The following is a 24,710-nucleotide window of genomic DNA, read 5'->3' on the forward strand; positions in this document are numbered from 1 at the left end:
GATTAAAAATGGCACTGTCCACAGAAGAGGTACTTGCAGGTCTTGCCGAGCTCGTCAATGACGAAACCGGAATTGCGACCGACACAGTTGAGCTGGACAAGTCGTTCACAGACGACCTCGACATCGACTCGATCTCGATGATGACAATCGTCGTGAACGCTGAAGAGAAGTTCGACGTAAAGATCCCCGACGAAGAGGTAAAGAACCTCAAGACTGTCGGCGATGCTGTTGCTTTCATCACGGCTGCGTCAGCCTAAGGACTCCTGACCGGGGGCCGATGTGTCGCGCCTTCACTCATCACCCCCGATCACATTCCATTCGTCACCTCTACAGAAAGACCTCCCCATGAGCTCCAAGAGAATTGTCGTCACCGGCATCGGTGCCACCTCCCCTCTCGCAGGAACCGCCCCCGAAACGTGGGCCGCGCTCCTTGCCGGTAAGTCAGGTACATCCACTCTGGAGCAGGAATGGGTTGAGCGTCTTGAGCTTCCCGTTAAGTTTGCAGCCCAGGCTGCCGTACCGGCCGTCGAGATTCTTCAGCGCATCGAAACAAAGCGCCTCGACCCGTCGAGTCAGTTCGCCCTAATTGCAGGGCGAGAGGCCTGGGCTGACGCTGGTAGCCCCGAAGTCGACCCCGGCCGTTTAGCCGTTGACTGGGCCACCGGGATCGGTGGCGTATGGACTCTTCTCGACGCATGGGACACCTTGCGCGAAAAGGGGCCGCGACGCGTCCTGCCAATGACTGTTCCAATGCTCATGCCCAACGGCCCGGCCGCTGCCATTGGCATGGACCTTCATGCGCGAGCTGGTGTTCGCACTGTTGTCTCTGCCTGCGCTTCCAGCACCGAGGCGATCGCGAATGCGTACGATCACCTGATGGCTGGTTACGCCGACGTCATCGTCACCGGTGGTTCCGAGGCCGCAATCCACCCCATGCCCATTGCATCGTTTGCCGCAATGCAGGCTCTCTCCAAGCGAAACGATGACCCAGCGACCGCTTCACGTCCCTATGACGTCACGCGTGATGGTTTTGTTCTGGGCGAAGGTGCCGCCGCCCTTGTGCTAGAAACTGAGGAGCACGCGCTGGCACGTGGTGCCAAAATTTACGCGGAGGTCGTCGGTGGTTCTGTGACGTCCGATGCGTACCACATCACTGCCCCTGACCCCTCAGGGTCAGCCGCTGCTCGAGCCATGCTGTCAGCACTTGACCAGGCCGATGCCTCGATAAGCGACGTCATTCACATCAATGCCCATGCAACGTCGACTCCCGTTGGTGACATTGCTGAGTACAACGCTCTTCGCCGTGTATTTGGCGACCACCTGGATAACATTGCCGTCTCGGCGACAAAGGCCTCCACCGGCCACCTTCTTGGTGGTGCAGGGGCAATCGAAGCAATGTTCACAGTATTGGCCCTGCACAACCGTCTGGCACCCCCCACGATCAACCTCACGAGTCAAGACCCCGAGATACCTCTTGACGTTGTCACGAGCCCTCGTGCGTTGCCAGCAGGCGATTTGCTTGCCATCAGCAACTCCTTCGGCTTCGGTGGCCACAACGCCGTCGTAGCCTTTCGTAGCTACAACTAGCCCACGTGATGCAACCATGTCACGGTTGCATCATCACTTGCTTGTCGAAAGGCGTCGAGCTCGGCATCCCAAGGTTCCCCTAGAATCTGGGATATTTCCGCAAGGAGGGCGCTGGCATTTGGCCCTGCGCTTTCCATCGCCACGCGCAGTCGGTTCTCACTGATTACCATGTTGCCAACGGCGTCGGTTTGAGAATGGAAAATGCCGAGGGCCGGCGTATGGCACCAGCGCCCTCCGTCGCCACCGTGGGAAACGTCTTCGGTGACTTCGTAGCGAAGATGGGTCCAACCCCGCAATGCTGACGCGATAGCCGCTCCAGAGCCCGCAGGGCCCTGCCAGTAATATTCGGCGCGCTGTGTGCCCGTAAGGATGGCCTGTGGTCGCCAAGTGAACGTTACCCCCCTGCCCAAGACACGACTAACAGCCCACTCAACGTGTGGGCTTAACGCTCGTGGAGCAGAGTGTACAAAAATTACACCCGTCGACACTGCCGTCATCTCATCATCCATTTCTCTTTAGGTGCGTCTTCCCCAACGACCTCAAATGGATGTGCAGTGCAATGATCGACTATTCGATTATCACAACAGTGTGCCATACGCATGCAAAATGGCACAATGTCACCCAAGTGAGTCCAGCAAACTCTCAGCACGCACACTACTGAGTAGAGTGTTTCTATGGCGGTGAGAGAAGCCCTCCTGGGCATCCTGACGCTGGGGCCGGCTTACGGCCTCCAGCTCCATTCTGAGCTGTGCGAACGCGCGCCCCATCGGTTACGCACAAACGTCGGTCAGATCTATGGAACCCTCGACAGGCTGGTCGTGGCCGGACTCGTGCAACGTGAAGGAGAAACGGCTGACGGTTTACCCCTTTATGCACTGACCCCTTCGGGCAATCAGACCGCTGTGGACTGGTTATCAGGCGCCACCCTCGTCAGCGCAACCGACTGGTCCGAGCTGCTTGACCGGATTCTGATTGCGCGCTCGCTCGACGACAGCTTCATGGAATCTCTCGTCGGTGCCTATGAAGTGCTCCTCACCTGCGACACCGGCGAACCGGCTCCCACTGGTACTGGACATTCAACCCTCTTGGCGGCCGCGAACGCAAGATTCCAGGATGCCGCTCTCGCGTGGCTCGGAGACGTCCGAAGGGACATGAGTAGCCGTTACGGACTCTACGACGGGAATTCCGCTGGTCCTTCTCTAGCGGCTCATGGTTATAGCGCAGCACGCCCCAAACGTGGCCGGCCAAGCGTTCCGCTCAACAAATAGCGACCAGAGGCACGAGCGCCTGCAGGGCTTATTGCGGGAGGGCTTTAGTGGAGTAGTTCTCCGGACTTATTGAGAACGTTTTTTTCACCGGCCATCACGGCAAAAGGGAAACGATTCTGAGCGGGAGGCATGGGGCAGTTGAAGTTATAGCTGAAGGCGCAGGGCGGAAGATAGGCGCGGTTGAAATCCAACGTGATTGTGCCGTCAACGTTTGGGGCAACCATCAAGAAACGACCCACACTATAAGAAGTCTCGCCGCTCGTGGCATCGGAGAAGACGATCATCAGAGCACGCCCCTCTTTGAACCCCGCGGGATTGTATTCAACTCCATCAAAGGTAAACCGGATGTCACCAGGAATGACCTTGTCCCGGGCAACGCCATCATCTTTCAGATGACTGACGCCGAGGGATCGACCGCCTTCAACAGGCGTAAATGACCCCGTGATCACCCAGTCGGGGTTGTAGGCAAAAGAATCAATCCCGCCAAAGTTTTGAAGATCTTCGCTGTTGGCATCCCAAATTCGCAAGGCATACTTGCCGTCCTCCCCGCGAATAACGGTGCCCGTTTTGCCATCGGCAAACAGTATCGAAGACGGCGTCTGGGAGTCACGTCCAAAAACATTGACGATCCCGTCGACAGTCTCTCCGTCAACAGCAATGCAATCCTCCAAGGTCGCCGTTAGCTCAATTCCGAGCTCGCTAGCGCCTCGCGCTGCCCAGAGCCCCGGAACGCCCCAAACACTCTCTTTTTCTCCAGGGACGCCATAGAACCATTGCGTGTTGATCAGTGCAAGGCTTCCTTGCGGTAGCAAGGACATTTCGTGGCGGCGAGCCCGAAAAATCGCGTATGTTTCTTCAGGGCTGGGTAAAGCAGGAGGCGTGTTTAAGGTTTCATCGGTCACAACTTAATTGTAGGGCGGACGGGACTTGAACCCGTGACCGGACGATTATGAGTCGTGTGCTCTAACCAGCTGAGCTACCGCCCCTTACAAAGAGAGTCTATTGGTGCGGGTCAACCCTCTGTGCTCTCAGGATCGGGGTCAACGACAGTTTCCCCTCGGTAAAGCGCCTCAAATGTATCAAGGGTCCGAGTGATGTCGTGTCCACGAATATATCGAAGGGAGTTGTTTTTTAGTCGGTCCCGTTCATCTTTATTCATGGTGAGAACCCGCTCCAGCTTCTCGGCCATTCCGTCAACATCACCGGGGGCAAAAAGGAACCCATTCTCGCCATCGTGAATGAGATGGGGTAACGCCATAGCGTTGGCGCCCACGATGGGCAACCCTGACGCCATCGCTTCCATCGTCGCAATCGACTGAAGCTCCGCAATGGACGGCATGGCAAAAACCTTTGAACCCGACAACGTGACTTTCAACTGCTCGTCAGTGACGTATCCCGCGAATTTGACGCGATCTTTGATTCCCAGCACGCCTGCCAAGTTCTTAAGATTGTTCAGCTGGTCACCACCGCCCACAATTTCTAGGGTTGCCTGAAGCTCAGCAGGAAGTTTAGCGAATGCCTTCAGGAGCACATCAATCTTCTTTTCCCCCGTTATTCTCCCAACGAAAAGAATCTTGTTAGGCACATCGGCGGAGAAATTTGGCTTATACCGGTGGGCGTCGATACCGCAAGAAATTGCATGCACGTCCGAGAGGTCCGTGTATTCCTCAAGGAAATCAGCCGCACGACGTGTCGGGGTGGTCACTGCCTCGGCGCGGCCAAACGTGCGACTCGCAGCCTTCCATGCCGTTCGAATGGCAGCAGTTTGAAATGCCTCGGGGAGCAACGTGAACTCCAGCAGGTTCTCGGGCATGAAATGATTCGTCCCGATGATGCGGATCCCGCGCTTCTGAGCCTCTGAAGAAAGTGCGCCACCGACGATAATGTGGGACTGAAAATGGACCACGTCAGGCTTGACCTCGTCCAGAATGCGCCTGGCATTGGCGCGAACTTGCCACGGGAGAGCAAAGCGCAACCAGTCGTGCGGGTACCAACGCCAACTCTTGAGCCGGTGCACGGTCATGGGTTGCGATTCGTGAACCTCTGTCCACGTGCCGAATTTTCGTCCCGCGGCGGGGGCGACAACATGAACGTTGTGGCCGCGCTCCACCAAACCCGCCGCAAGGCGTTCCGCAAATTTCGCGGCCCCGTTGACGTCGGGACCAAAAGTGTCACAGCCGATCAGGACGGTGAGGGGTCGTCGTGGTGCGGGGGTCTTGTCTCGCCCTCCCGTGGGAGTGACAGAAGCCTTGGACACGCAAATCCTTTGTTTGGAAAGGACGTTATCGCCCCGGTCACAACCAGCTTCGGCTGAGATAATTCTATTTTACGGAAGAACCACGACGAGTGCGTGCCTTGACCGAGGATTTGAGATCCTGAGTCACTTCGGCAATTTCGTGGGCCGTATGGGGATGATACTTTGCGAGCATGAAAACTCCCACAACAGCGATAGCCCCCGCTCCAATGAACGAAAGAATCGCCCAGCCCGGAGCTTGGGAAGCCTCATCCAAGATCACGATACCGATCGTGACGGCAACGATCGGATCAATGACCGTTAGCCCGGCGATTACGAGATCGGGCGGACCTGAGGAGTAGGCGTTCTGAACGAAAAGGGCCCCCAGAACGGCCGCCAAAAGCAAAGCCAGGACACAGGCCCACGTCAGCCAGTCTGTTGCCCCACTAAACACACGGGTGATCACGACTTTCGCCAGTGTCGCGACGAAACCGTAGAGGACCCCGGCGCCAACGATATAAAAAAGCGCCGAGGCCCGCTTTCGGAAAATCCAAAAGACGACAGCAAAAACAACCAGAACCACGGCAAGAATTGTCAGAATTTCCAGCAAATCAGCCGCACTGATCGGGGTGTTAACGGCTGTGAACGCAGCGATTGCAACGAAAATGCCGATTCCCCCCACGCACAAGGTGACAGCCAACTTTGACATTGCATTCAAGTGCGTTTTGCTCACGCGGGAATTGATGACCGAGGTCAACACGAGCGCCACCGCCCCGATCGGCTGCACCACGATGAGGGGTGAAAATCCGAGACTCACAAGTTGGAAGACGATGGCAAAACCTAAAAGTACCGAGCCGAAGACCCAGGAAGGACGCCTAAAAAGCAGAAGAAGCTGGCGGAGATTGAGACTGGCGTTCTCGGCATTCTTGGCATTGTTTTCACCGACTTTGCCCACTCCGCGGTGCTGCATTTGAGCGCCGATGGACATAAACACAGCCCCCACCAGAGCAAAGGGAATACCGATTAATTGCTTCGGATCGAAAGCAATCGCCGCCGTGAGCTGCGACAAATCATCCATGGGCATAGTTGAGAGGCTACCGTGACAATGGAGCAATAAGCTGGAGGCATGGCCGTTCGTCCTATCGTAATTTCTGGTTCTCTCGTTCTGCATACGCCCGCGGGCCGTGTCGACAAATTTGATACTGAGCTTGCACACCTCATTGAGGACATGCTCGACACGATGGATGCTGCTCCCGGGGTGGGCCTCGCAGCCCCGCAAATTGGCGTCTCGGCACAAGTGTTTGTATATGACTATCCCGACGATGATGGAAACCCACGCCGTGGCGCTGCGGTGAACCCCGAGCTCTTTATGACTCCCCTCGAGATACGTGACGTCACCGAGGAAGATGAGGAAGGGTGCCTCTCATTTCCCGGCGAGCGGTTTGCTCTCTTGCGGGCTTCACGGGCCATTCTTCGGGCTCAGGACGTGCACGGTAAGTCTTTTGAAATCGAGTGCGATGGTTGGTTCGCACGCATCATGCAACATGAGTTTGATCACCTCTTGGGGTACCTCTACATCGACCGCCTCGACGCAAGCGAAGCCAAGCTTGCTGCAAAAACTGAACGTAAGCGCGGCTGGGGCAAACCGGGCTTGTCGTGGATGCCCGGCGTTGACAACTTAGAGGATGAGGCGCGCTAGGCCATCAGGCCAAAGTTGCGAAGGAGTGCCGCCACCACGCCGGCGACGAGCACGACAAGGATGTACGGAACACGCAAGGCGAAAAGCCCCGCCGCGAGGACAACGGCTGGTATCCGGGCGTCGAGAACAATAGACTCCCCCGCTCCGAGGGTCTGCACGGCCACTAAGGCTGCGAGCATGGCGACCGTCAAGAGATTCGCAATTCGGGTGGGCCGCGGCGTGGCCAAAATGGAAGCGGGCACAAGATACCCCACAAGTTTGACGGCAAATACTCCCAGAGACGCAACGAGAACTATGGTCCAGAGGTTCACTGTTTCCCCTCCGACAAATGCATTCCCATGACATCTCCTGGATCAGTGGAATCATCCGGTTGATTTATTGCATCGGGGCGATGAAACCAATTTGTGAGGCCGACGATAACAGCAACAACGGCGGCGGCTAGTACGGGAATTCCGGGCGGTGACAAAGGAATCAGGATCGTGGCGATCACGGCCGCCACCCCCGCCACCACACTGGCCTGAAGCTGGCGCAAACGCGGCCAAAGGAGCCCAACAAACGCAGCGGCTGCTACGGCGTCGAGCCCGAGCTTGCTCACATCGCCCAGTAAATTACCGACCAAAGCCCCGAGAAGCGTTGTCAGGTTCCATCCGACATAGACGGCAATACCCGTTGCCCAGAAGCCGACTCTTTGTGCATGGAGCGCCTTCTGATTCAAGGCAACGGCTGTCGATTCGTCGATGGTGAGTTGGGCTGCGGCAATGCGCGTGAGCCACCCTCCACGGAGGAGAGGAGCCATCCGCAGCGAATAAATACCGTTACGTAAGCCCAAGAAAGTGCTGGTAGCGATCGCTGCCGGTCCTGCCGAGACGCCACCGGAGGCGAGGATTCCGACAACAGCGAACTGGGAACCACCAGAAAACATGAAGAGTGAGAGCACGCAAGTTTGCCACACGGAAAGTCCAGCGGCAACGCTCAAGGCGCCAAAAGAAAAACCATAGGCGGCAGTGGCTGTGCCCACCGCAATGCCTGCGCGGAGGGCGTTCTTGGTCTCGAGGGATAGTGCCATCGAGAACTCCTCATCCACTTTTGGCGGAAGTAAAAACCCCCTAACCGTGGAGGGCTAGGGGGTTCGCTCCCCGACATGGACTCGAACCATGAACCTACGCATTAACAGTGCGTTGCTCTGCCAATTGAGCTATCGGGGATCGCACTTTGGGCGTTATTACTTTAGCACTGCAGGCGGGACTGCCAAAAACCCGACCGGGTCAGTAACCGACATTTTTATCAACAAAACCCACGAATGCGGTGCCGGCAAGGAAGGCCTTGACGTTCTCGCCGATTCGAACGGCCAACAGTGGAGCAATCATCTCGGGAGTGTCGGCCATGTGAGGGGTAACGAGCATGTTGGGTGTTGTCCAGAACACGTGGCCGTCGGGCAAGGGCTCCGGGTCGGTGACGTCAACGGCAGCCCCGGTCAATCTACCTGCCACCACAGCCTCGGCCAACGCTTCCGAGTCCACCAGAGCTCCCCTGGAGATGTTGACCAGTCCCGCCGTTGCTTTCATCAGGCCCAGTTCGCGTGCGCCGATGAGGGTGTGGGTAGACGATGTGAGGGCTGCAGCGAGGATGAGGACGTCGGTCTGGGGCAATACATCATCGAGGTGTTCGACGGACACGGTGCGGGCCGCTCCGGGAACCGGACTAGCCGTTCTGCGGACAACAAAAATGTTCACCCCAAATGGAGCCAATAATCGGATCAACTCCCGCGCAATTCCTCCCGCACCGATGATCGTGACGTTCTTGCCGTAGAGGGAGATTCCTAAAGGCTCAGAATCCCACGAAATTGCGCGAGCGCGGCGCGGAAGATATCTCAGAACGGCCAGTGTCAGACCGAGCGCGTGTTCTGCAACGGGCTGCGCGTAACATCCTTTGGCACTTGTGAAGACAGTGGAACGTCCTGCATCGTTCGCGATGACGTCGACGAAGGCATCGACTCCCGCAAAGGGGAGTTGAACCCAGGAGATCCCAGGATGCGAAGCCAAGACTGCCCCCAGTTCGTGTGGTTCCCGGTAGGAAAGCCAGATGAGACCACGCGTGGCGTCGCTGAGGGGAACAACGGAACCGCCAGCCCCGCGCACAGCATCTTCGAATACCTTCGATGACGTCGGCGCCACGGAAATGGGGCCTGACGTGGGAGCGTTACCGAAGGACAACGGGGTGGAAGGTTCCTCTGAGAGAACCGCCACGTGCTGCGCAGGGGCACACGCGCAATCTTTAAGCCTGATCTTCATTGAGTGCCCGTCTCTTGAACTCCAACGCCATCAACTCCTGTTGAATGGCGCGAGAAGTCTCCCCTTGATCGATCGGAGTGCGTTGGAGTCGCCCCACAAGTTCGGACTTTCGCCGAACCAAATCACGGTCGACGAGGGAAGACACAACACCCCGGCAATAAGCCCCAATTTCACGATTGTCACGCTGAGGTAATGGGGAAACGGCCAGTTGAGTAACAAGAGGGCGCCATTCGCTGGGGACATCATTTTGAATCCGTTGAATCCACGTGCTCCCACCGAGCTCCTCAAGATTCGCCCCTATCGCGTCACGGACGGTGGCAAGGTTTGAGTTAGCAACCAAAGCTTGAGCGACATCGGCCGCGAGGGTGGGGCCGACTTCTTCGGGGTACTGAAGGAGCGCCATGAGAGCATCGCGTTCCAGGCGCGTCGAGGGATCAGCGTTCAGGTCAAAGACACGCGGCCCGATGCTCTCGGAACGGACGCCATTGTCATAAGGCGTACCGTCATCAATCGGCGAATCTTGCGAGTCGTTCATCGCGGGACGTTCCGGGTTTGCTCGAGAGGCTCCGCCTGATGCCGCCAGAGGCGCGGTATGCGCAGAACGGTCTGCCTTCGCCTTTGCCGCGATAGCAGCAGCCTTCGTATTCTTCACGGCAGCGGCTACGGCACTGTGCACCTCGCCAACATCCACCCCGATGAGACGCGCTAGTTCACGTGTGTATCCAGGTTTCAACGCGACATCCCGAATATCGACAACGACGGGGGCTGCCTCACGCAGTGCCGCAATTCGGCCTTCAACGGTGTCCAGATTGTAGTTTTTGAGAATTTGACGAACCACGAATTCGAACATTGGTTGCTTACTGGCGATGAGGTCGCGAACGGCCTGTTCTCCGTGGGTCAAGCGCAAGTCACAGGGGTCGAGACCCTCCGGAGGAACGGCAACAAAGGTCTGCGCCGAGAAACGTTGTTCTTCTGTGAAGGCGCGCATTGCTGCTTTTTGGCCGGCCGGGTCCGGGTCGAAAGTGAAGATCACTTCACCGAGCCCAGAATCATCACCCATGACCCGACGGAGGAGCTTAATGTGCTCCACTCCAAAGGACGTGCCACACGTGGCAACAGCCGTGGTTATCCCCGAAAGGTGTGAGGCCATGACGTCGGTGTATCCCTCAACGACAACGACACGACGTTCTTTAGCAATGTCCCGCTTGGCGAGATCGAGACCGTACAGGACCTGAGCCTTATGATAAACCAGGGTCTCCGGGGTATTGAGGTATTTCGGACCCTTGTCATCCTCAAAAAGTTTGCGTGCCCCGAAGCCAATTGTTTGCCCTGTGACATCACGGATCGGCCACATGAGTCTGCCACGGAAACGGTCGTAGGCTCCCTTCTCCCCCTCCGACAGAAGTCCTGCGAGAATCTGTTCCTCGCGAGAAAATCCCTTTGCCACGAGGTGATCACGAAGCTCGTTCCAACTCTTCGGGGCATAGCCAATTCCAAACCGCGCCGCGGCGTCGCGGTCAAAACCACGCTCTCCCAAAAAATCCCGGCCGATTTTTGCCCCCGGAGTTCCCAATTGGGCACAAAAGAATTCCGACGCGGCGGCATTAGCGGCCAGAATACGAGAGCGGTTACCGGACTCGTTTGGCTTGCCGCTGCCCTCCTCGTAGTGCAGCTCAAACCCAATTCGTGCCGCAAGCCGCTCGATGGATTCTGTGAAGCTCAGATGATCCATCTTCTGAACGAACGTGTAGACGTCACCACTCTCACCGCATCCGAAGCAATGAAAATAGCCGACCTGCGGCCGCACATGGAAACTTGGACTGCGCTCGTCATGAAAAGGACAGAGACCCTTGAGGGAACCAACGCCAGCACTCTTGAGCGAAACGTAATCCCCCACGACATCGGCAATATTGAGGCGAGCCTTGACCTCTTCAACGTCTGCTTGTCGAATACGCCCCGCCACTAGGTCACGACCAATCTTTGATGCCAGGCCATGGCCGACTGATCAGTTAGGCTCGCGACCTGATCGACGATGACGCGCCGGCGTGCGACCTCGTCCGAAGCCTGACGATAATCGTCGGCGAAGGCATGATCAAGCGCATTGGTCCCTTGGCTGTCCAAGACGTCTGCGAGTTCCGTGAGAATCTCACGCTGATGCATGTACAGCGGTTGACGCGAATTTGTGGACATCACAAATGCCGCCACGATGCCCTTGAGCACGCTAATCTCGGCTTCAATGTGTCGGGGAATGACGATGTTGCCACCGAAACGGATCAGGCTCGTTTGAACGTAAGCGTCACGCGTGGCATGCACAGCAGCGTGCGCAAAACGACCGATTAATTGACTGGTGAGGTTCTTGAGGCGAGCCTGCGCCACACGAGAGCCGTCCCACGTATCAAGCCACACATCAATCGTGTCGAGACGGTCAAAGGCCGCAATGAGCTCATCATGAGAGTGTTCACCACCAATCCATTCGAACATCGAATCGACGAGTTCGTCGTGGTTGACTCTGGCTCCCAGGGATCGGACGTCAACGTAGCCATTGACCACAGCATCTTCAAAGTCGTGAACCGAGTACGCAATGTCATCCGAAAGGTCCATGACTTGAGCTTCGATGCACCGTTGACGGCGGGGCGCACCCTCGCGCATCCACTCGAAGACATCCACGTCATCGGCGTAGAAACCAAACTTCTCACGGCCCGACGGGTCTGGGATCGACTGTTGAGCGGGCCACGGATACTTCGTGCTGGCATCCAGGCTGGCGCGGGTCAAGTTAAGGCCGTAACTGTGTCCGTCGGGGCCAAAAACTTTCGGCTCAAGCCGTGTCAGGAGGCGCAACGTTTGCGCGTTACCCTCGAAGCCTCCAATATCGGAAGCCCAATCAGAAAGGGCACGCTCACCATTGTGGCCAAATGGCGGATGCCCGATGTCGTGAGCGAGACAGGCCGTGTCAACAACATCGGGGTCGAGCTCCAGACGGCCGGCAAGTTCGCGGCCAACCTGGGCCACCTCCAAAGAATGCGTCAGCCTATTACGAGCAAAATCAACACCCGCCGTGGGACTGAGAACCTGCGTTTTTGCCGAAAGTCGACGCAACGCGCTGGAGTGAAGCAGCCGGGCACGATCACGGGCAAAATCACTGCGCCGTGAAGAATGCTTTTCGGGAAACATCCGTTCGGCATCACGGTCGGCGTATGTTGCAGTCCGATCGGAGGAGGGCTCACCCACCGCTGGCCTCAATTTCGGCCCCTGCAACGGCACACTGGTCATTCTCGCTCAGTTCACGCGATTCGAGCCACTTGTCGGGCAGCGCCGTGCGTTTAGGTGTTCCCGCACGCCCTCGTGGACCCTCTGCTCCTTCACCGGGATAGGGCATGCTCCAGTCGAGTTGGCCCAATAGGTCGTCGAGATGTTGCAGGCTCGTCACCTGGGCCATCTGGGAGCGAAGCTCGCCACCTACGGGGTATCCCTTGAAATACCATGCGATGTGCTTGCGGATGTCGCGACACGCGTGCTCTTCCGACGGAAAGAACTCCACCAGAAGTTCGGCATGACGGCGAAGAGTCGCAGCAACATGGCCCAAGTCAGGGGCAGCCCGGGTTCCCGCGGGGATGAGTCCAGCGCGTTCCCGGAAGGCGGCCGTCAGGTCCGCGAAGAGCCACGGACGCCCCAAGCAGCCACGGCCGACGACGACGCCGTCGCATCCTGTCTCATCCATCATGCGTAAGGCATCTTCGGCCGACCAAATATCACCATTACCGAGTACCGGCGTTGAAGTGATCGCATTCTTGAGCTCAGCGATAGCGTTCCAGTCAGCTTGCCCCGAGTAGAACTCGCTGGCCGTGCGACCATGAAGTGCAATGGAAGCTACACCGGCGCCTTCGGCGGCCTTACCGGCCTCAATATACGTCAAGTGATCAGAGTCGATGCCCTTACGCATTTTGATTGTGAGGGGGACATCACCCGCAGCTTTAACGGCCTCTTCCACAATGTTGCGAAAGAGAGTGCGCTTCCAGGGAAGGGCCGCACCGCCGCCCTTTCGCGTCACCTTGGGCACCGGGCAACCGAAGTTCAAGTCAATGTGATCCGCGCGATTCTCAGCCACCAGCATCGTTACAGCTTCGCTGACGGTTTTGGGATCAACACCGTAGAGCTGTATGGAGCGGATGCTCTCGCTCTCGTGGTGCTGGATGAGCTGCATTGACCCGGGCGTTCTTTCCACCAACGCGCGGGACGTAATCATCTCGCTCACGAAGAGGCCGGTACCGTTTTCGCGACAAAGACGACGATAGGCCGTGTTGGTGATGCCCGCCATGGGAGCGAGCACGACGGGAACATCGACCTCAATCGGCCCAATCGTCAAATTTCCTGCGCGGGCAGGGCTTTCTACCGTCGTCATCGTTTCATTTCTCCTGAACACCCAGTATCCCACGGGAGCCCGCGCGATCAGGTGCGCTTACTCTTTTCGCCTGAAGTCCCTAGGGTGTTTGGCGTTCTTCTCGAGCTTGTTCCAACACGTTTTGAAAAGTCTCAGGATTCTGAGCGCCTGACACACCGTATTTGCCATCGATAACGTAAAACGGAACTCCGCTAATGCCATAGGCCTCGGCCTGGGCAACATCGTCCTTCACAGCACTGAGGTAACGAGCATCCGTGAGAGCGGCGTGGGCGGCGGCACGGTCGAGCCCAATCTCTTGCGCCAGATCTGCCAGATCGTCAATGCGCCCCACATGCTTGCCTTCCACGAAATAGGCACTGAGGAGGCGTTCCTTCATCTCCGCTTGCATGCCGTGTTTCTTGGCAAAATGCATCAGTTCATGGGCCTTGATCGTGTTGGTTTGGTGAACGGCGTCATAGTTGTATTCCAAACCGACGCTTCGGGCAACTTCGGTGACGCGCGCCAGCATCTCGTGAACTTGGTCCACCGGCAGTCCCTTGCGTTGGCTCAAGTAATCGACGGGGCTGCCGTCAAAGTCAACAGGAGTATCGGGAGCCAACTCAAAGGAGTGATACTCGACCTCAACGTCCTCCCCAAAGAGCTCCACGCCCTTTTCAAATTTGCGTTTGCCGATGTAGCACCACGGGCACTGCACATCCGACCAAATATCTACTTTGATAGGAGCAGATTCACTAAGGGTGGGAAGAGGAACGGGAGCTTTTACATCGGTCATGCTGGTTGAAACACTCCGTTGCGACGCCGTATTCCCTTTGACAACGTTTTAGCGAGGGTTTGAGGATCCGCTAGGGGGTCGGTGTGTCAATCGCACCACCGAAACGCCGATCACGAGACACATACTGCGAAATTGCCTCCCACAATTGCGACCGACCAAATGACGGCCACAACGTATCGAGAAATACCATTTCCGCATAGGCCGACTGCCAGAGCAAGAAATTACTCGTGCGCTGTTCTCCGCTGGAGCGCACGAATAGATCAACGTCCGGCATATCGGCGACATAGAGATGCTGGGCAATGGTTTTCTCACTGATCCGAGCAGGCTTGAGAGTGCCTTGGGCAACTTCGGCGGCGATGGACCGGACGGCATCCGCAATTTCGGTGCGACCACCATAGTTGACGCACATGGTGAGGGTCAGGGTTTTGTTTGCACGGGTGAGTTGTTCCGCAAACAGAAGTTCGTCGACCACGGAGGGCCATAGTTTCGGGCGCCGGCCTGCCCAGCGCACTCGGACATCCCACTCGTTCAATTGGTCACGGCGACGATGCAGGACATCGCGATTGAAGCCCATCAGAAAACGCACCTCGTCCGGGGACCGCTTCCAATTTTCGGTCGAGAAAGCGTAGACCGACAAATGGGTGACACCGGTTTGGATGGCCCCGGCAACGACATCCAGCAACGCCGCTTCGCCGGCTTTGTGGCCCTCGACACGTGTGAGGCCGCGCTGATTGGCCCAACGACCGTTCCCGTCCATGACGATGGCCACGTGCTTCGGCACACTCCCAACGGGGAACACGGGCGGGTACTCCCCCGTCCAGTCAACGGGCCGGAAATCAACGGCATCTTTGTGAGTTTTTGGCTTGCTCATCTCGCTACATGCTCCATTGATCGAAGTCCTCGCTCCAGGTGATACTGAGCATAGGCAGAAATGATTCCACTACCCCGAGACAAAGTGACGGCAGTGTGAGCTTCGGCACGGTCCCAATCACCCCTCAGGAGGGCGTCAAGAAGGTCCACCGTGGCGGCATCGATTCGGGCGGCCCCCACAGGCGCGCATTTCTCACACAGCATGCCACCGAGTTGAACGACGAACGAACCGTGGATTCCCTCCGTGCCACATTTCGCGCAAAAATCTATGCTCGGTGCCCATCCCGCCATCGAGAGAGCCCGCAGGAGATACGAGTCCAAGGTGAGAGAAGGGGCGTGCTCGTTGCGCGATAACGAACGAAGGGCTCCGACCAAGAGCAGGTATTGCTGGGGCGACCCCTCGGACTCGGTAACTTTGTCGGCGGTCTCCACCATGACGCTGGCGGCCGTATACCGAGGGTAGTCGTCAACGATGTTTGCACCGTAGGAACCCAATGATTCTGCCTGCGAAATAATATCGAGGCTTCGGCCCTCATAAATCTGAACGTCGGCAACCATGAAGGGCTCGAGCCGAGCACCAAATTTGGATGCCGTTCGACGCACCCCTTTTGCCACCGCACGAATTTTTCCATGGCTCCGGGTGAGGAGCGTGACAATCCGGTCGGCCTCCCCCAATTTTTGGGTACGAAGCACGACCCCTTCATCACGATAAACCGGCACAATTCATTATCCCTCGCCTCGTCATTCCTTGAGGCAGGGCGCGACGTGGTAAACCAGTCACATGGACGCAGGAATAATTGAGGTCCCCCTCTGGACTAATGCTCTGGCGATTGGTGTCGGTAGCCTGCAGGGCGCCATGTACGCCTCGGGTTTTCGCGACAGAAAACTCGATCTGCTGGGCATATCCATCATTGGTGTCTCAACGGGACTGGGTGGCGGTTTTCTGCGTGACATTCTCCTGGCCCGGCAGCCCCTCGCGTTAGCCGAGAATTGGTATATCGGCGTCGCCGTTCTTGCCGCACTCATGGGCATGCTCTTCGGCCGCATCATGATACGGATTGACTGGGTCATCACCTCATTGGATGCCCTAACACTTGGCCTCTTTGGGGCCATTGGTGTCACGACCGCCCTCAATCTGGGACTACCCGATATTCCGGCAATCTTTGTGGGAGTCATCTCTGCCGTCGGCGGTGGCGTCTTGAGAGACCTGCTTCTCAATATGCCCATTTCCGTCATGCACGTGGGATCCCTCTACGCGGTAGCGGCGGGCGCCGGAACACTCGTCTTGATTACGATGAACGCCCTCGGAAGCGGTCTCGTTGCGGCCTCAATCACGTGCGTCGCCGTCACGACAGCTATCCGCCTTCTTGCCGTTCGCTTTGGTTGGTCACTTCCCGAGCAGCGCGTGCTCAAGGGTCTGCGGAACCCGCGACTGATGAGGCCAACGGACCTCACCGGCCCCATTCAGACGCAAAGAGACCTCTAAACGATTGTTTTGGCCCCAAGGTTATTAAAGACAGCTAGGCAGTGACGAGTTGGGCTTGCTCCTGACGAACCGCACGGTTTACTGCAGACACAACAGCTTTCAACGAAGCCGTCGAGATGTCCGAATCAATCCCCACTCCCCAGAGCCGATTGCCGTTAACGTTCAGTTCAACGTAGGCCGCGGCAAAGGCATCTCCGCCGGCGGACAGAGTGTGCTCCACGTAATCAAAAAGTTCAACATGGATGTTGTGCGCCGCCATCAACTTGAGGAAGGCATCGATCGGACCGTTGCCAACAGCGTTCTGAGGCGCAATCTCATCTCCGTCACGAAGGTCGACACTCAGTTTCAGGGTGCCCGCGAAGTCGCTTTCCGTACGACTGCCGGTCAGCTCAAAACGGCCCCATTTGTCGTTTTCGTTCGCCGCTGGCAGGTACTCATCCTGGAAAATAGTCCAGAGCTGATCACTGGTAACTTCGCCACCCTCGGCATCCGTCTTGGCCTGAACAACCCCGGAGAACTCAATCTGAAGACGACGGGGCAGTTCAAGATTGTGATCCTGCTTCAGTAGGTAGGCAACACCGCCCTTGCCTGACTGAGAGTTCACTCGGATGACAGCCTCATAGCTGCGGCCGAGATCCTTGGGGTCGATGGGCAAGTAAGGAACAGCCCACACCAAGCTGTCGACCGGCACACCTTGCGCGCGAGCATCGGCTTCCATCGACTCAAAACCCTTTTTGATGGCGTCCTGATGCGAGCCGCTGAAAGCGGTGTAGACCAAGTCCCCAGCCCACGGACTGCGCTCGTGCACTTTAAGCTGATTGACATATTCGGCGGTGCGCTTTACTTCATCAAGGTTCGAGAAATCAATCTCTGGGTCAATGCCTTGCGTAAAGAGGTTGATCCCCAGGGCAATGAGGTCAACATTGCCCGTGCGCTCACCGTTGCCGAACAGGCATCCTTCGATGCGATCGGCTCCGGCCAGGTAACCCAACTCGGCGGCCGCCACAGCCGTTCCGCGGTCGTTATGGGGATGAAGAGAAATGATGATATTTTCACGATGGGCCAGATGGCGCCCCATCCATTCAATCGAGTCCGCGTAGGCATTGGGAGTCGCCATTTCAACCGTAGCCGGAAGGTTAATAATGACCTTGCGCTCGGCAGTCGGTTCAAAAATCTCGATCACCTGGTTGCACACGTCTACGGCATACTCGAGTTCTGTTCCGGTAAAACTCTCGGGCGAGTACTCGTAATAGACCTCCGTGCCGGGGATCGTTTTTTCCATCTCACGGCAGAAACGAGCACCGTGCAATGCGATATCGATGATGCCTTGCTTGTCTTGCTTGAAGACAACGTCACGTTGCAGGATGCTCGTGGAGTTGTAGAGATGAACGATGGCCTGTTTGGCACCGGAAATTGACTCATAGGTTCGCTCAATGAGAGAGTCCCGCGCTTGGGTCAAAACCTGAATGGTGACGTCGTCAGGAATCGCGTTGTCTTCGATCAAGCTGCGAACAAAGTCAAAATCCGTCTGGCTGGCCGAAGGGAAGCCAACTTCAATTTCTTTGTAGCCCATTCGCACGAGCATGTCGAACATGATCCGCTTGCGCTCGGGGCTCATCGGATCGATGAGGGCCTGGTTACCGTCACGAAGATCAACGGCACACCACCTCGGTGCCTTCTCGATGCGCTTCGCGGGCCAGGTACGGTCGGGCAAATCAATGCCCAGAGTCTCGTGATACGGACGGTACTTGTGGACCGGCATGGAACTGGGGGTCTGATTATTTTTCATTGCTCTATCTCCTCGCGTGTGGGGGTCAGCCAACAGGAATCTCCGCGACGAGAGGGCTAAGAAATAAGCTCGTCGCGGCAGCTAAGAAGGAGCAGACCGAAAGACATAGCCCAAGTTTAGCACCAGCAACCAGCCTGCCCTAAAGGAGCACGCGCCTAGAAACCCAGCCGTTGCAAAAGCTTGGGATCCCGCTGCCAGTCCTTGGCAACTTTAACCCGAATCGAAAGAAAGACTTTTTGGCCCACAATGGGTTCAATGGCGGCCCGGGATCGCTGACCAATGTCCCTCAGGCGTTCGCCCCCTTTGCCGATAATGATCGCTTTCTGGCTATCGCGCTCCACAAAAACATTGGCATAGATCTCGAGGATGTCTTTGTCCTCACGCTGAATCATGTCATCCAGTGTCACGGCGAGGGAATGAGGTAATTCCTCATGGACCCCCTCGAGAATCGTCTCGCGAATCAACTCAGAAATGTGTTTATCAAGGGCTTCATCCGACGTGGTCTCTTCGGGGTAGAGAGCAGGACCAGTCGGGAGAAGTTTGATGAGTTGGTCAGCGAGAAGGTCCAATTGGTCGTCGCCGGCAGCAGAGACAGGAATGATGGACGCCCAGTTGCGGAGGTCTTGAACTTCGAGAAGGCGCTCCTCGACATGCTTCTTGTTTGCGGCGTCCGTTTTTGTCACAATCGCGACCTTAATGGCACGCGGAAAACGATCGAGCTGTTCGTTGATAAAGCGATCGCCCGGGCCCACCGGCTCATCGGCAGGAAAACACATGCCAATAATGTCAACGTCGCCAAGAGTCGCTTGCACGAGTGCGTTGAGCCGCTCGCCGAGGAGTGTGCGGGGACGATGAATTCCGGGAGTATCCACCAATATCAATTGCCCGGCGGGACGATTTGAAATACCGCGAATCGTGTGGCGAGTCGTTTGGGGCTTCGAACTCGTGATCGCGACTTTCTGCCCCACAAGCGCATTTGTCAGCGTCGACTTGCCAACGTTGGGGCGGCCAACCAAGGAGACAAAACCGGAGCGAAAAACATCACCCTTGGCACGATTCCGAGCGGCAGCCCGAGTTCCGGCGTCTTCGATGGGAACTCCCGAATCATCAACGGGATTCTTAGCCCACTCGTGCGCTTTGCGGGATTTCGGTGGTCGACTCATGTGTTCTCCTCAGAACCAAAGGCATCTTGCGCCTGAATAAGGGCCTCGTCACGGAACACCCGAACGCGAGAAATAGATTTGCGGCGGCCCTGACTTCTATAAGCTTCCAAGACGAGGCCGCTGACGGCCACGGCGTCGCCCACGACTGCCATTCGTTCGAGATACTTCTCCAGTAATCCCCCCACAGTATCGACATCGTCGTCATCGAGCTCAAGGCCGAACAGGTCACCAAGTTCTTCAACCCGCAGACGAGCACTCACCACAAACGTCCTGTGGCCTAGGTCTTCGACCTCCGGCACATCCCGATCGTACTCATCAGCGATATCCCCGACGAGTTCCTCGATAAGATCTTCCAGCGTCACGAGACCAGCGATCCCGCCATGCTCATCAACGACCATGGCCAAATGATTGTGTTCCGCCTGCATCTGGCGGAGCGTCTCATCGGCCTTCTTCGAATCGGGGATGAAGATGGCGGTACGTGCGAGGTCTCGTACGGTGAGTCGAGCGAGGTCTTTCGGTTTCTCGAAAACGCGTCGAGAAACATCCCGCAGATAAAGAATTCCCAAGACATCATCGGTGGACTCGCCAACGATGGGGATACGGGAATAACCCGACGAGTGAAAAAGTGCGGAAGCGACAGCTAACGTACTGTCACCCTCGAGCGTGACCATGTCTATGCGTGGAACCATAACTTCGCGCACGATGGTGTCGCCAAACTCGAAGATCGAGTGGATGAGTTCACGCTCGTCCTTTTCTAGTACGGCATTTTTTACCGCTTCATCAACCATGCTGAGAAGCTGTTCTTCAGAGGCAAATGCCGTCGTGCCCGGCCTGCCGGGGGTCACCCGGTCACCGATGCTCACGAGGGCGTCCGCCAGCGGACCCAGAATGACCCGAAAAAAATGAATTACGGGTGCTGCAATAGAAAGGACGCCGAGGGAATGGGCGCGACCAACACTTCGCGGGCTCGAACCGGCCAGGACAAATGATGCAGCCGCCATAATCAGAATGGCCAGCAGGAGGGCAGCCCAGAGCGGCAAGTTGCTGGCAACGAGTTGCACAGTAACAAGCACCGCCGCGGCCGTTTCGGCAACGATCCGCACGAACGTCGTGACATTGCGATGGGGATGGGGGTCGTTGGCAATTGCCAATAGCGAGCGTCGTGAACGGTTTTCGCGAGACTGATCACGAAGATCATTGCTGGAGAGGACCCCCAGGGCGGCCTCACTGGCCGCCATGAAACCGGCAAAGCCGATAAGGACCAAACTCAAGAGAACGGTGAGAAGAATATTCACGTTAGGCCTTGCGAGACCGCTCGCTCAGCGCATACCCAATCAAGATGTCGCGCTGGAGAGAAAACATTTCTTTCTCTTCATCAGGTTCGGCGTGGTCGAATCCCAGTAAGTGAAGAATGCCGTGCGTCGTCAAAAGGAGAAGTTCATCCATTGTCGTGTGGCCGGCTGCCTCAGCCTGACTCTCCGCAACCTGCGGACAGAGAACAACGTCCCCCAGCAAACCAGCCGGGGTGAGCTGATCGTCATTACCTGGCCGCAGCTCGTCCATCGGAAAACTCAACACATCAGTTGGGCCGGGCTCCCCCATCCATTGGACATGGAGGGCTTCCATCGCTGCTTCGTCTACCAAGACGATGGCAAGGTCTGCATCGGCGTGAATACGCATAGCGTCGAGGGCATAGGTCGACAAACGCTGCAGTGCTGCCTCGTCAATCTCGTAGGTTGACTCGTTATTAACTTCAATACTCACTTAGCGTCCTCGAGGGGGGAATCGGTCTGTCGGGGTGCGGGGGGCGCCAGGAGTACGGCGTTGAATTCGCTGGGTAAATTCTCTGGCTTCGTCGCGTTCTGCGCGTCTGGCCGAAGCCAGTTCGTCGAATGCCGTATAGGCATCCACAATCTGGCCAACGAGACTGTGACGCACAACATCCTGCGATCCCAGACGTGCGAAATGAATATCATCGATCTCGGCCAGGACCTGGGTAACCAAGCGCAGTCCGCTGGACGCACTCGGAAGGTCAATCTGCGTAACGTCGCCGGTAATGACCATTTTCGACCCGAATCCAAGGCGCGTCAAAAACATTTTCATTTGCTCAGGGGTTGTGTTTTGGGCCTCATCGAGGACGATGAAGGCGTTGTTCAGCGTGCGCCCACGCATGTAGGCCAAGGGGGCAACCTCAATCGTTCCCGTTGCCAACAATTTGGGCACCAATTCGGGATCGAGCATTTCACCAAGAGCATCGAAAAGAGGACGTAAGTAGGGGTCGATTTTGTCGGTGAGGGATCCCGGCAGGAACCCGAGGCGCTCGCCTGCTTCAACGGCGGGACGCGTCAAGATGATGCGTTCGACCTCCTTGCGTTGAAGCGCTTGAACGGCCTTCGCCATCGCCAGATAGGTTTTCCCCGTTCCGGCCGGGCCGATACCAAACACAATGGTGTTTTCGTCAATGGACTGCACATATTGCTGTTGGCCAACCGTTTTTGGCCGAACAGTTTTGCCCCGTGACGTGAGGATAGCTTCACCAAGAACTGCGGAGGGCGAGGTGTGCGGATGCATGTCCAAGATGAGCCGTGACGCCACAACGTCGGCCGGAGTGAGCGCCTGACCGTTTTCGACCATGGTCAGGAGTTCGACGAGGAGTGCTCGGGCCTCTCTTAAGTGGGTAATCGAAGTATCTGCGGACACCGCGCTGAGAGTAATGGTGTTGCCGCGAACGTGCATGTCGACATCGGGGTATTCCTGTTGAAGGGACGCCAATAGTCGATCCCCCGGGCCGAGGATACTGACCATATCGACGCCCTCGATTGTTATGATCTCTGTTATTTCGCTGCCGGCACTAGGCAAGGGTATGGTCCTGGAGGTTGCCGGCTAGAACATGGGCATGCACGTGGAAGACCGTCTGGCCGGCGGACTCACCTGAATTGAAGACGAGTCGATACTCCCCCGATGCGTGAAGGGTCGCCAAGTTGTGCGCCGTCGCAACGACCTCCGCGAGCAAGCCTGGATCACCAATGGCAAGTTCGGTCACGTTAGCGAACGCCGGTGTTTTGGGCACCACCAGGAGGTGCAAGGGAGCCTGAGGATTTATGTCACGAATGGCAATGAGCCGCTCATTTTCGAAGACAATATCCGCGGGAATTTCACGGTCGATAATCTTCGTGAAGATGGAAGGTCCGGTCGTGTTCATAACTTCATCTTAAGCGATAGCGGCCTTAGAGGCGCCTGAGTCGTGAACTCAAAATCGCCAGCGCCGCCGGTCCCGCCGTAGACGTGCGGAGAATGTTTTTCCCCAAAGTCGCAATCGTCGCTCCGTTCGCTCTCAACAGAGCAAGTTCGGAAGGAGTGATACCCCCTTCAGGACCAACAATCAGCGCAAAGGAGGCGAAAGGAGCACCGTCCGAGAGGGCTACGCCGCTCGTCGACTCGTCGTGCCGGGCACTAACGGGCAACGACATTTCGCCCAGGGAAACATCTCCCGTGGGGTCGAGGACAATAAGTTGGGTCCCTGCCAACGTTTTGACGAACACCGACGCCTTTTCGTATGCCAGTACCTCGGGAATGTAGGCCCGGATAGATTGCTTGGTGGCTTCTCGCACGATCGCCCCCCAGCGAGAGCGCCCTTTGGCCACCTTCGGACCCTCCCATTTTGAAATTGACCGTTCCGCGGCCCAGGGAAGGATTGCGTCTATACCGAGTTCGGTGCACGCCTCGACGGCGCGCTCGTCGCGATCATTCTTAGCCAAGGCCTGAACCAGAGTGATTTGTGTCGTTGGCAATGCAATGCCATCGACGTTAGTTACTTCGAGGGTGACAACGTCTTTTTCAACAGTGAGGGCAGTGGTCGAAACAATGAGACCGCGACCGTTACCCACCAGAAGGCTCTCACCGACTCGAACCCGGCTGACCGTCGCCGCATGTCGCCCCTCGCTCCCCCGCAAGGAGAGCAGCTCGCCCACAACGGTGCTGACGAGCTCATCAATGAGATAGAAGTGAGCCATCTTTAGACGTTAAAAAACCGGTCGCGAAGTTTCGAGAACATCCCTTGCTGAAATTCTGACAGCTTGGGTGCCGTAGCCTTGCGCCCCTTGGCGAAGGATTCCACCAGATCGCGTTCCTTACCGGAAAGCTTCATGGGCGTAATGACGTGAATACCAACTCTCAGGTCACCGCGGCCACTCCCGCGAAGGTGCGTAATTCCACGGTCCTTGACAGTGACAATATCGGCGCCTTGCGTGCCGGGTTTGAGTTCCAGAGTCACGTCACCGTCTAAGCCAGCGAACGTGGTGGTGGTGCCGAGAATGGCATCCGTCATCTGAATCTCGAGCGTGCAGAGAAGGTCATCGTTATCGCGACTAAAGACCTCGTCGTGACGAACCTTCACTTCAAAGTACAGGTCGCTGTTGGGGCCACCAGCTGGACCAGCTTCTCCGCTTCCCGCCATTTGCAGTCGAACGCCTGTGTCAACGCCGGCGGGAACGTCAAGCGGAATCGATCGCCGAGCACGAACTCGGCCTTGGCCTTGGCACGTGGTGCACGGGGTCGCAATGACGGTGCCAAAGCCTCGGCAACTGCCACAGGGGCTGGACGTCATGACGTTCCCCAGCAGGGACCGGACGGCTCGAGAGATTGATCCTGTTCCGTGACAGATATCACACGGGACCGGAGCCGTGCCGGGTTGACAACACGTTCCCGAGCACGTTTCACAGACAATGGCGGTGTCAACTTCGATGTCTTTGTGAATGCCAAAGACAACTTCCGCTAGGTCCAAGTCCACCCGCAGGAGGGCATCCTGTCCGCGCTCACGCCGAGAACGAGGCCCCCTCTGGGAACTCCCGCCACCAAAGAAGGTCGAGAAGATGTCCCCAAAATCTGAGAAACCCTCGCCGCCAAAGCCCTGCTGAGGACCACGATCGTATTGCTGGCGCTGAGAGGGGTCGCTCAGCACGTCATAGGCATGCGTCACGAGCTTAAAACGCTCCTGAGCATCTGGGCTCGGGTTGACATCGGGGTGAAGTTCACGCGCGAGCTTGCGATAGGCCTTCTTTATTTCTTCCACGCTTGCATCGCGTTTGACACCGAGTACGTCGTAATGATCAGCCACGAAAGGCAAACTCCTTGTAGATATGTTGGTGAAGTGA

The 24,710-nt window shown here is 57.0% G+C and carries 26 protein-coding genes and 2 tRNA genes; 5 read left to right on the top strand and 23 right to left on the bottom strand.

Annotation, left to right across the window (positions count from 1 at the left end; translation table 11 throughout):
- The first annotated feature begins 8 nt into the window (after positions 1-8).
- Together FB555_RS03355 and FB555_RS03360 are read left to right on the top strand one after the other, a co-directional pair.
- Positions 9-257 (top strand): acyl carrier protein, encoded by a 249-nt coding sequence (locus tag FB555_RS03355; RefSeq protein ID WP_182483997.1) that lies wholly within the window; start codon positions 9-11, stop codon positions 255-257.
- A gap of 88 nt (positions 258-345) precedes the next feature.
- Positions 346-1,587 carry a beta-ketoacyl-[acyl-carrier-protein] synthase family protein gene (locus FB555_RS03360; RefSeq protein ID WP_182483998.1) on the top strand — a complete coding sequence of 414 codons (1,242 nt, stop codon included), beginning with the start codon at positions 346-348 and terminating at the stop codon, positions 1,585-1,587.
- Here the strand turns inward: FB555_RS03360 and FB555_RS03365 are convergent.
- The gene (locus tag FB555_RS03365) at positions 1,584-2,096 is read right to left on the bottom strand and encodes a DUF3145 family protein (RefSeq protein WP_343046387.1); all 513 of its coding nucleotides are present in this window, start codon (positions 2,094-2,096) and stop codon (positions 1,584-1,586) included. The genes FB555_RS03360 and FB555_RS03365 overlap by 4 nt on opposite strands.
- Positions 2,097-2,261: 165 nt before the next feature.
- Between FB555_RS03365 and FB555_RS03370 the strand changes: the two genes are divergently transcribed.
- Entirely contained in the window at positions 2,262-2,855 is a 594-nt protein-coding gene (locus FB555_RS03370; RefSeq protein ID WP_182484000.1) for a PadR family transcriptional regulator, read from the top strand.
- Between the two features lie 44 nt (positions 2,856-2,899).
- On the opposite strand, the gene FB555_RS03375 is transcribed toward FB555_RS03370, so the two are convergent.
- The 4 genes from FB555_RS03375 to FB555_RS03390 form a co-directional block, all read right to left on the bottom strand.
- Positions 2,900-3,757, bottom strand: a complete 858-nt coding sequence (locus FB555_RS03375; protein WP_343046388.1) for a DUF1684 domain-containing protein — start codon at positions 3,755-3,757, stop codon at positions 2,900-2,902.
- Positions 3,758-3,767: 10 nt separating this feature from the next.
- Positions 3,768-3,841: transfer RNA gene (locus tag FB555_RS03380), tRNA-Met, on the bottom strand.
- Between the two features lie 26 nt (positions 3,842-3,867).
- Positions 3,868-5,112, bottom strand: coding sequence for a glycosyltransferase (locus FB555_RS03385; protein WP_343046389.1), 1,245 nt, complete (start codon positions 5,110-5,112; stop codon positions 3,868-3,870).
- 64 nt (positions 5,113-5,176) lie between these two features.
- On the bottom strand, positions 5,177-6,172 hold the full coding sequence (locus FB555_RS03390; RefSeq protein ID WP_182484001.1) for a DMT family transporter: 996 nt from the start codon (positions 6,170-6,172) through the stop codon (positions 5,177-5,179).
- Positions 6,173-6,214: 42 nt separating this feature from the next.
- Between FB555_RS03390 and def the strand changes: the two genes are divergently transcribed.
- Positions 6,215-6,787, top strand: a complete 573-nt coding sequence (def, locus tag FB555_RS03395) for a peptide deformylase (RefSeq protein ID WP_182484002.1) — start codon at positions 6,215-6,217, stop codon at positions 6,785-6,787.
- On the opposite strand, the gene FB555_RS03400 is transcribed toward def, so the two are convergent.
- From FB555_RS03400 to recO, 10 genes are all read right to left on the bottom strand, one after another.
- Positions 6,784-7,098 carry an AzlD domain-containing protein gene (locus FB555_RS03400; RefSeq protein WP_182484003.1) on the bottom strand — a complete coding sequence of 105 codons (315 nt, stop codon included), beginning with the start codon at positions 7,096-7,098 and terminating at the stop codon, positions 6,784-6,786. The genes def and FB555_RS03400 overlap by 4 nt on opposite strands.
- Positions 7,095-7,853: an AzlC family ABC transporter permease gene (locus tag FB555_RS03405; RefSeq protein ID WP_182484004.1), complete on the bottom strand. Its 759-nt coding sequence runs from the start codon at positions 7,851-7,853 to the stop codon at positions 7,095-7,097. Before FB555_RS03405 ends, FB555_RS03400 begins: the two co-directional genes overlap by 4 nt.
- 66 nt (positions 7,854-7,919) lie before the next feature.
- A tRNA-Asn gene (locus FB555_RS03410) sits at positions 7,920-7,992 on the bottom strand.
- A gap of 60 nt (positions 7,993-8,052) precedes the next feature.
- On the bottom strand, positions 8,053-9,078 hold the full coding sequence (locus FB555_RS03415; protein ID WP_182484005.1) for a D-isomer specific 2-hydroxyacid dehydrogenase family protein: 1,026 nt from the start codon (positions 9,076-9,078) through the stop codon (positions 8,053-8,055).
- Positions 9,062-11,041, bottom strand: a complete 1,980-nt coding sequence (gene dnaG, locus FB555_RS03420) for a DNA primase (protein ID WP_182484006.1) — start codon at positions 11,039-11,041, stop codon at positions 9,062-9,064. Before dnaG ends, FB555_RS03415 begins: the two co-directional genes overlap by 17 nt.
- Positions 11,041-12,306: a deoxyguanosinetriphosphate triphosphohydrolase gene (locus FB555_RS03425; protein WP_343046390.1), complete on the bottom strand. Its 1,266-nt coding sequence runs from the start codon at positions 12,304-12,306 to the stop codon at positions 11,041-11,043. Before FB555_RS03425 ends, dnaG begins: the two co-directional genes overlap by 1 nt.
- Entirely contained in the window at positions 12,299-13,477 is a 1,179-nt protein-coding gene (dusB, locus tag FB555_RS03430) for a tRNA dihydrouridine synthase DusB (RefSeq protein ID WP_182484008.1), read from the bottom strand. The genes FB555_RS03425 and dusB overlap by 8 nt, the downstream gene beginning before the upstream one ends.
- Positions 13,478-13,556: 79 nt before the next feature.
- Complete coding sequence (locus tag FB555_RS03435) at positions 13,557-14,249, bottom strand: DsbA family oxidoreductase (RefSeq protein WP_182484009.1); 693 nt, start codon at positions 14,247-14,249, stop codon at positions 13,557-13,559.
- Positions 14,250-14,319: 70 nt separating this feature from the next.
- Positions 14,320-15,120, bottom strand: a complete 801-nt coding sequence (locus FB555_RS03440) for an isoprenyl transferase (protein ID WP_182484010.1) — start codon at positions 15,118-15,120, stop codon at positions 14,320-14,322.
- Complete coding sequence (gene recO / locus FB555_RS03445; protein WP_182484011.1) at positions 15,117-15,839, bottom strand: DNA repair protein RecO; 723 nt, start codon at positions 15,837-15,839, stop codon at positions 15,117-15,119. Before recO ends, FB555_RS03440 begins: the two co-directional genes overlap by 4 nt.
- A 61-nt stretch (positions 15,840-15,900) precedes the next feature.
- Between recO and FB555_RS03450 the strand changes: the two genes are divergently transcribed.
- Positions 15,901-16,605 (top strand): trimeric intracellular cation channel family protein, encoded by a 705-nt coding sequence (locus FB555_RS03450; RefSeq protein ID WP_182484012.1) that lies wholly within the window; start codon positions 15,901-15,903, stop codon positions 16,603-16,605.
- Between the two features lie 34 nt (positions 16,606-16,639).
- Here FB555_RS03450 and leuA read toward each other — a convergent pair whose 3' ends face one another.
- The 8 genes from leuA to dnaJ form a co-directional block, all read right to left on the bottom strand.
- Positions 16,640-18,394 (bottom strand): 2-isopropylmalate synthase, encoded by a 1,755-nt coding sequence (leuA, locus tag FB555_RS03455; RefSeq protein WP_182484013.1) that lies wholly within the window; start codon positions 18,392-18,394, stop codon positions 16,640-16,642.
- Positions 18,395-18,549: 155 nt separating this feature from the next.
- Positions 18,550-19,557 (bottom strand): GTPase Era, encoded by a 1,008-nt coding sequence (era, locus tag FB555_RS03460; protein WP_182484014.1) that lies wholly within the window; start codon positions 19,555-19,557, stop codon positions 18,550-18,552.
- Positions 19,554-20,852: a hemolysin family protein gene (locus FB555_RS03465; RefSeq protein WP_343046391.1), complete on the bottom strand. Its 1,299-nt coding sequence runs from the start codon at positions 20,850-20,852 to the stop codon at positions 19,554-19,556. The genes era and FB555_RS03465 overlap by 4 nt, the downstream gene beginning before the upstream one ends.
- Before the next feature lies 1 nt (position 20,853).
- Positions 20,854-21,321, bottom strand: a complete 468-nt coding sequence (gene ybeY / locus FB555_RS03470; protein WP_182484015.1) for an rRNA maturation RNase YbeY — start codon at positions 21,319-21,321, stop codon at positions 20,854-20,856.
- Entirely contained in the window at positions 21,322-22,362 is a 1,041-nt protein-coding gene (locus FB555_RS03475) for a PhoH family protein (protein ID WP_182484016.1), read from the bottom strand.
- 46 nt (positions 22,363-22,408) lie between these two features.
- The gene (locus FB555_RS03480; protein ID WP_182484017.1) at positions 22,409-22,759 is read right to left on the bottom strand and encodes an HIT domain-containing protein; all 351 of its coding nucleotides are present in this window, start codon (positions 22,757-22,759) and stop codon (positions 22,409-22,411) included.
- Positions 22,760-22,784: 25 nt separating this feature from the next.
- Positions 22,785-23,570 carry a 16S rRNA (uracil(1498)-N(3))-methyltransferase gene (locus FB555_RS03485; RefSeq protein ID WP_182484018.1) on the bottom strand — a complete coding sequence of 262 codons (786 nt, stop codon included), beginning with the start codon at positions 23,568-23,570 and terminating at the stop codon, positions 22,785-22,787.
- Positions 23,571-23,572: 2 nt separating this feature from the next.
- Positions 23,573-24,673: a molecular chaperone DnaJ gene (gene dnaJ / locus FB555_RS03490; protein WP_182484019.1), complete on the bottom strand. Its 1,101-nt coding sequence runs from the start codon at positions 24,671-24,673 to the stop codon at positions 23,573-23,575.
- Positions 24,674-24,710: the final 37 nt, after the last annotated feature.

It is taken from the genome of Alpinimonas psychrophila (assembly GCF_014137865.1).
GTDB lineage: Bacteria > Actinomycetota > Actinomycetes > Actinomycetales > Microbacteriaceae > Alpinimonas > Alpinimonas psychrophila.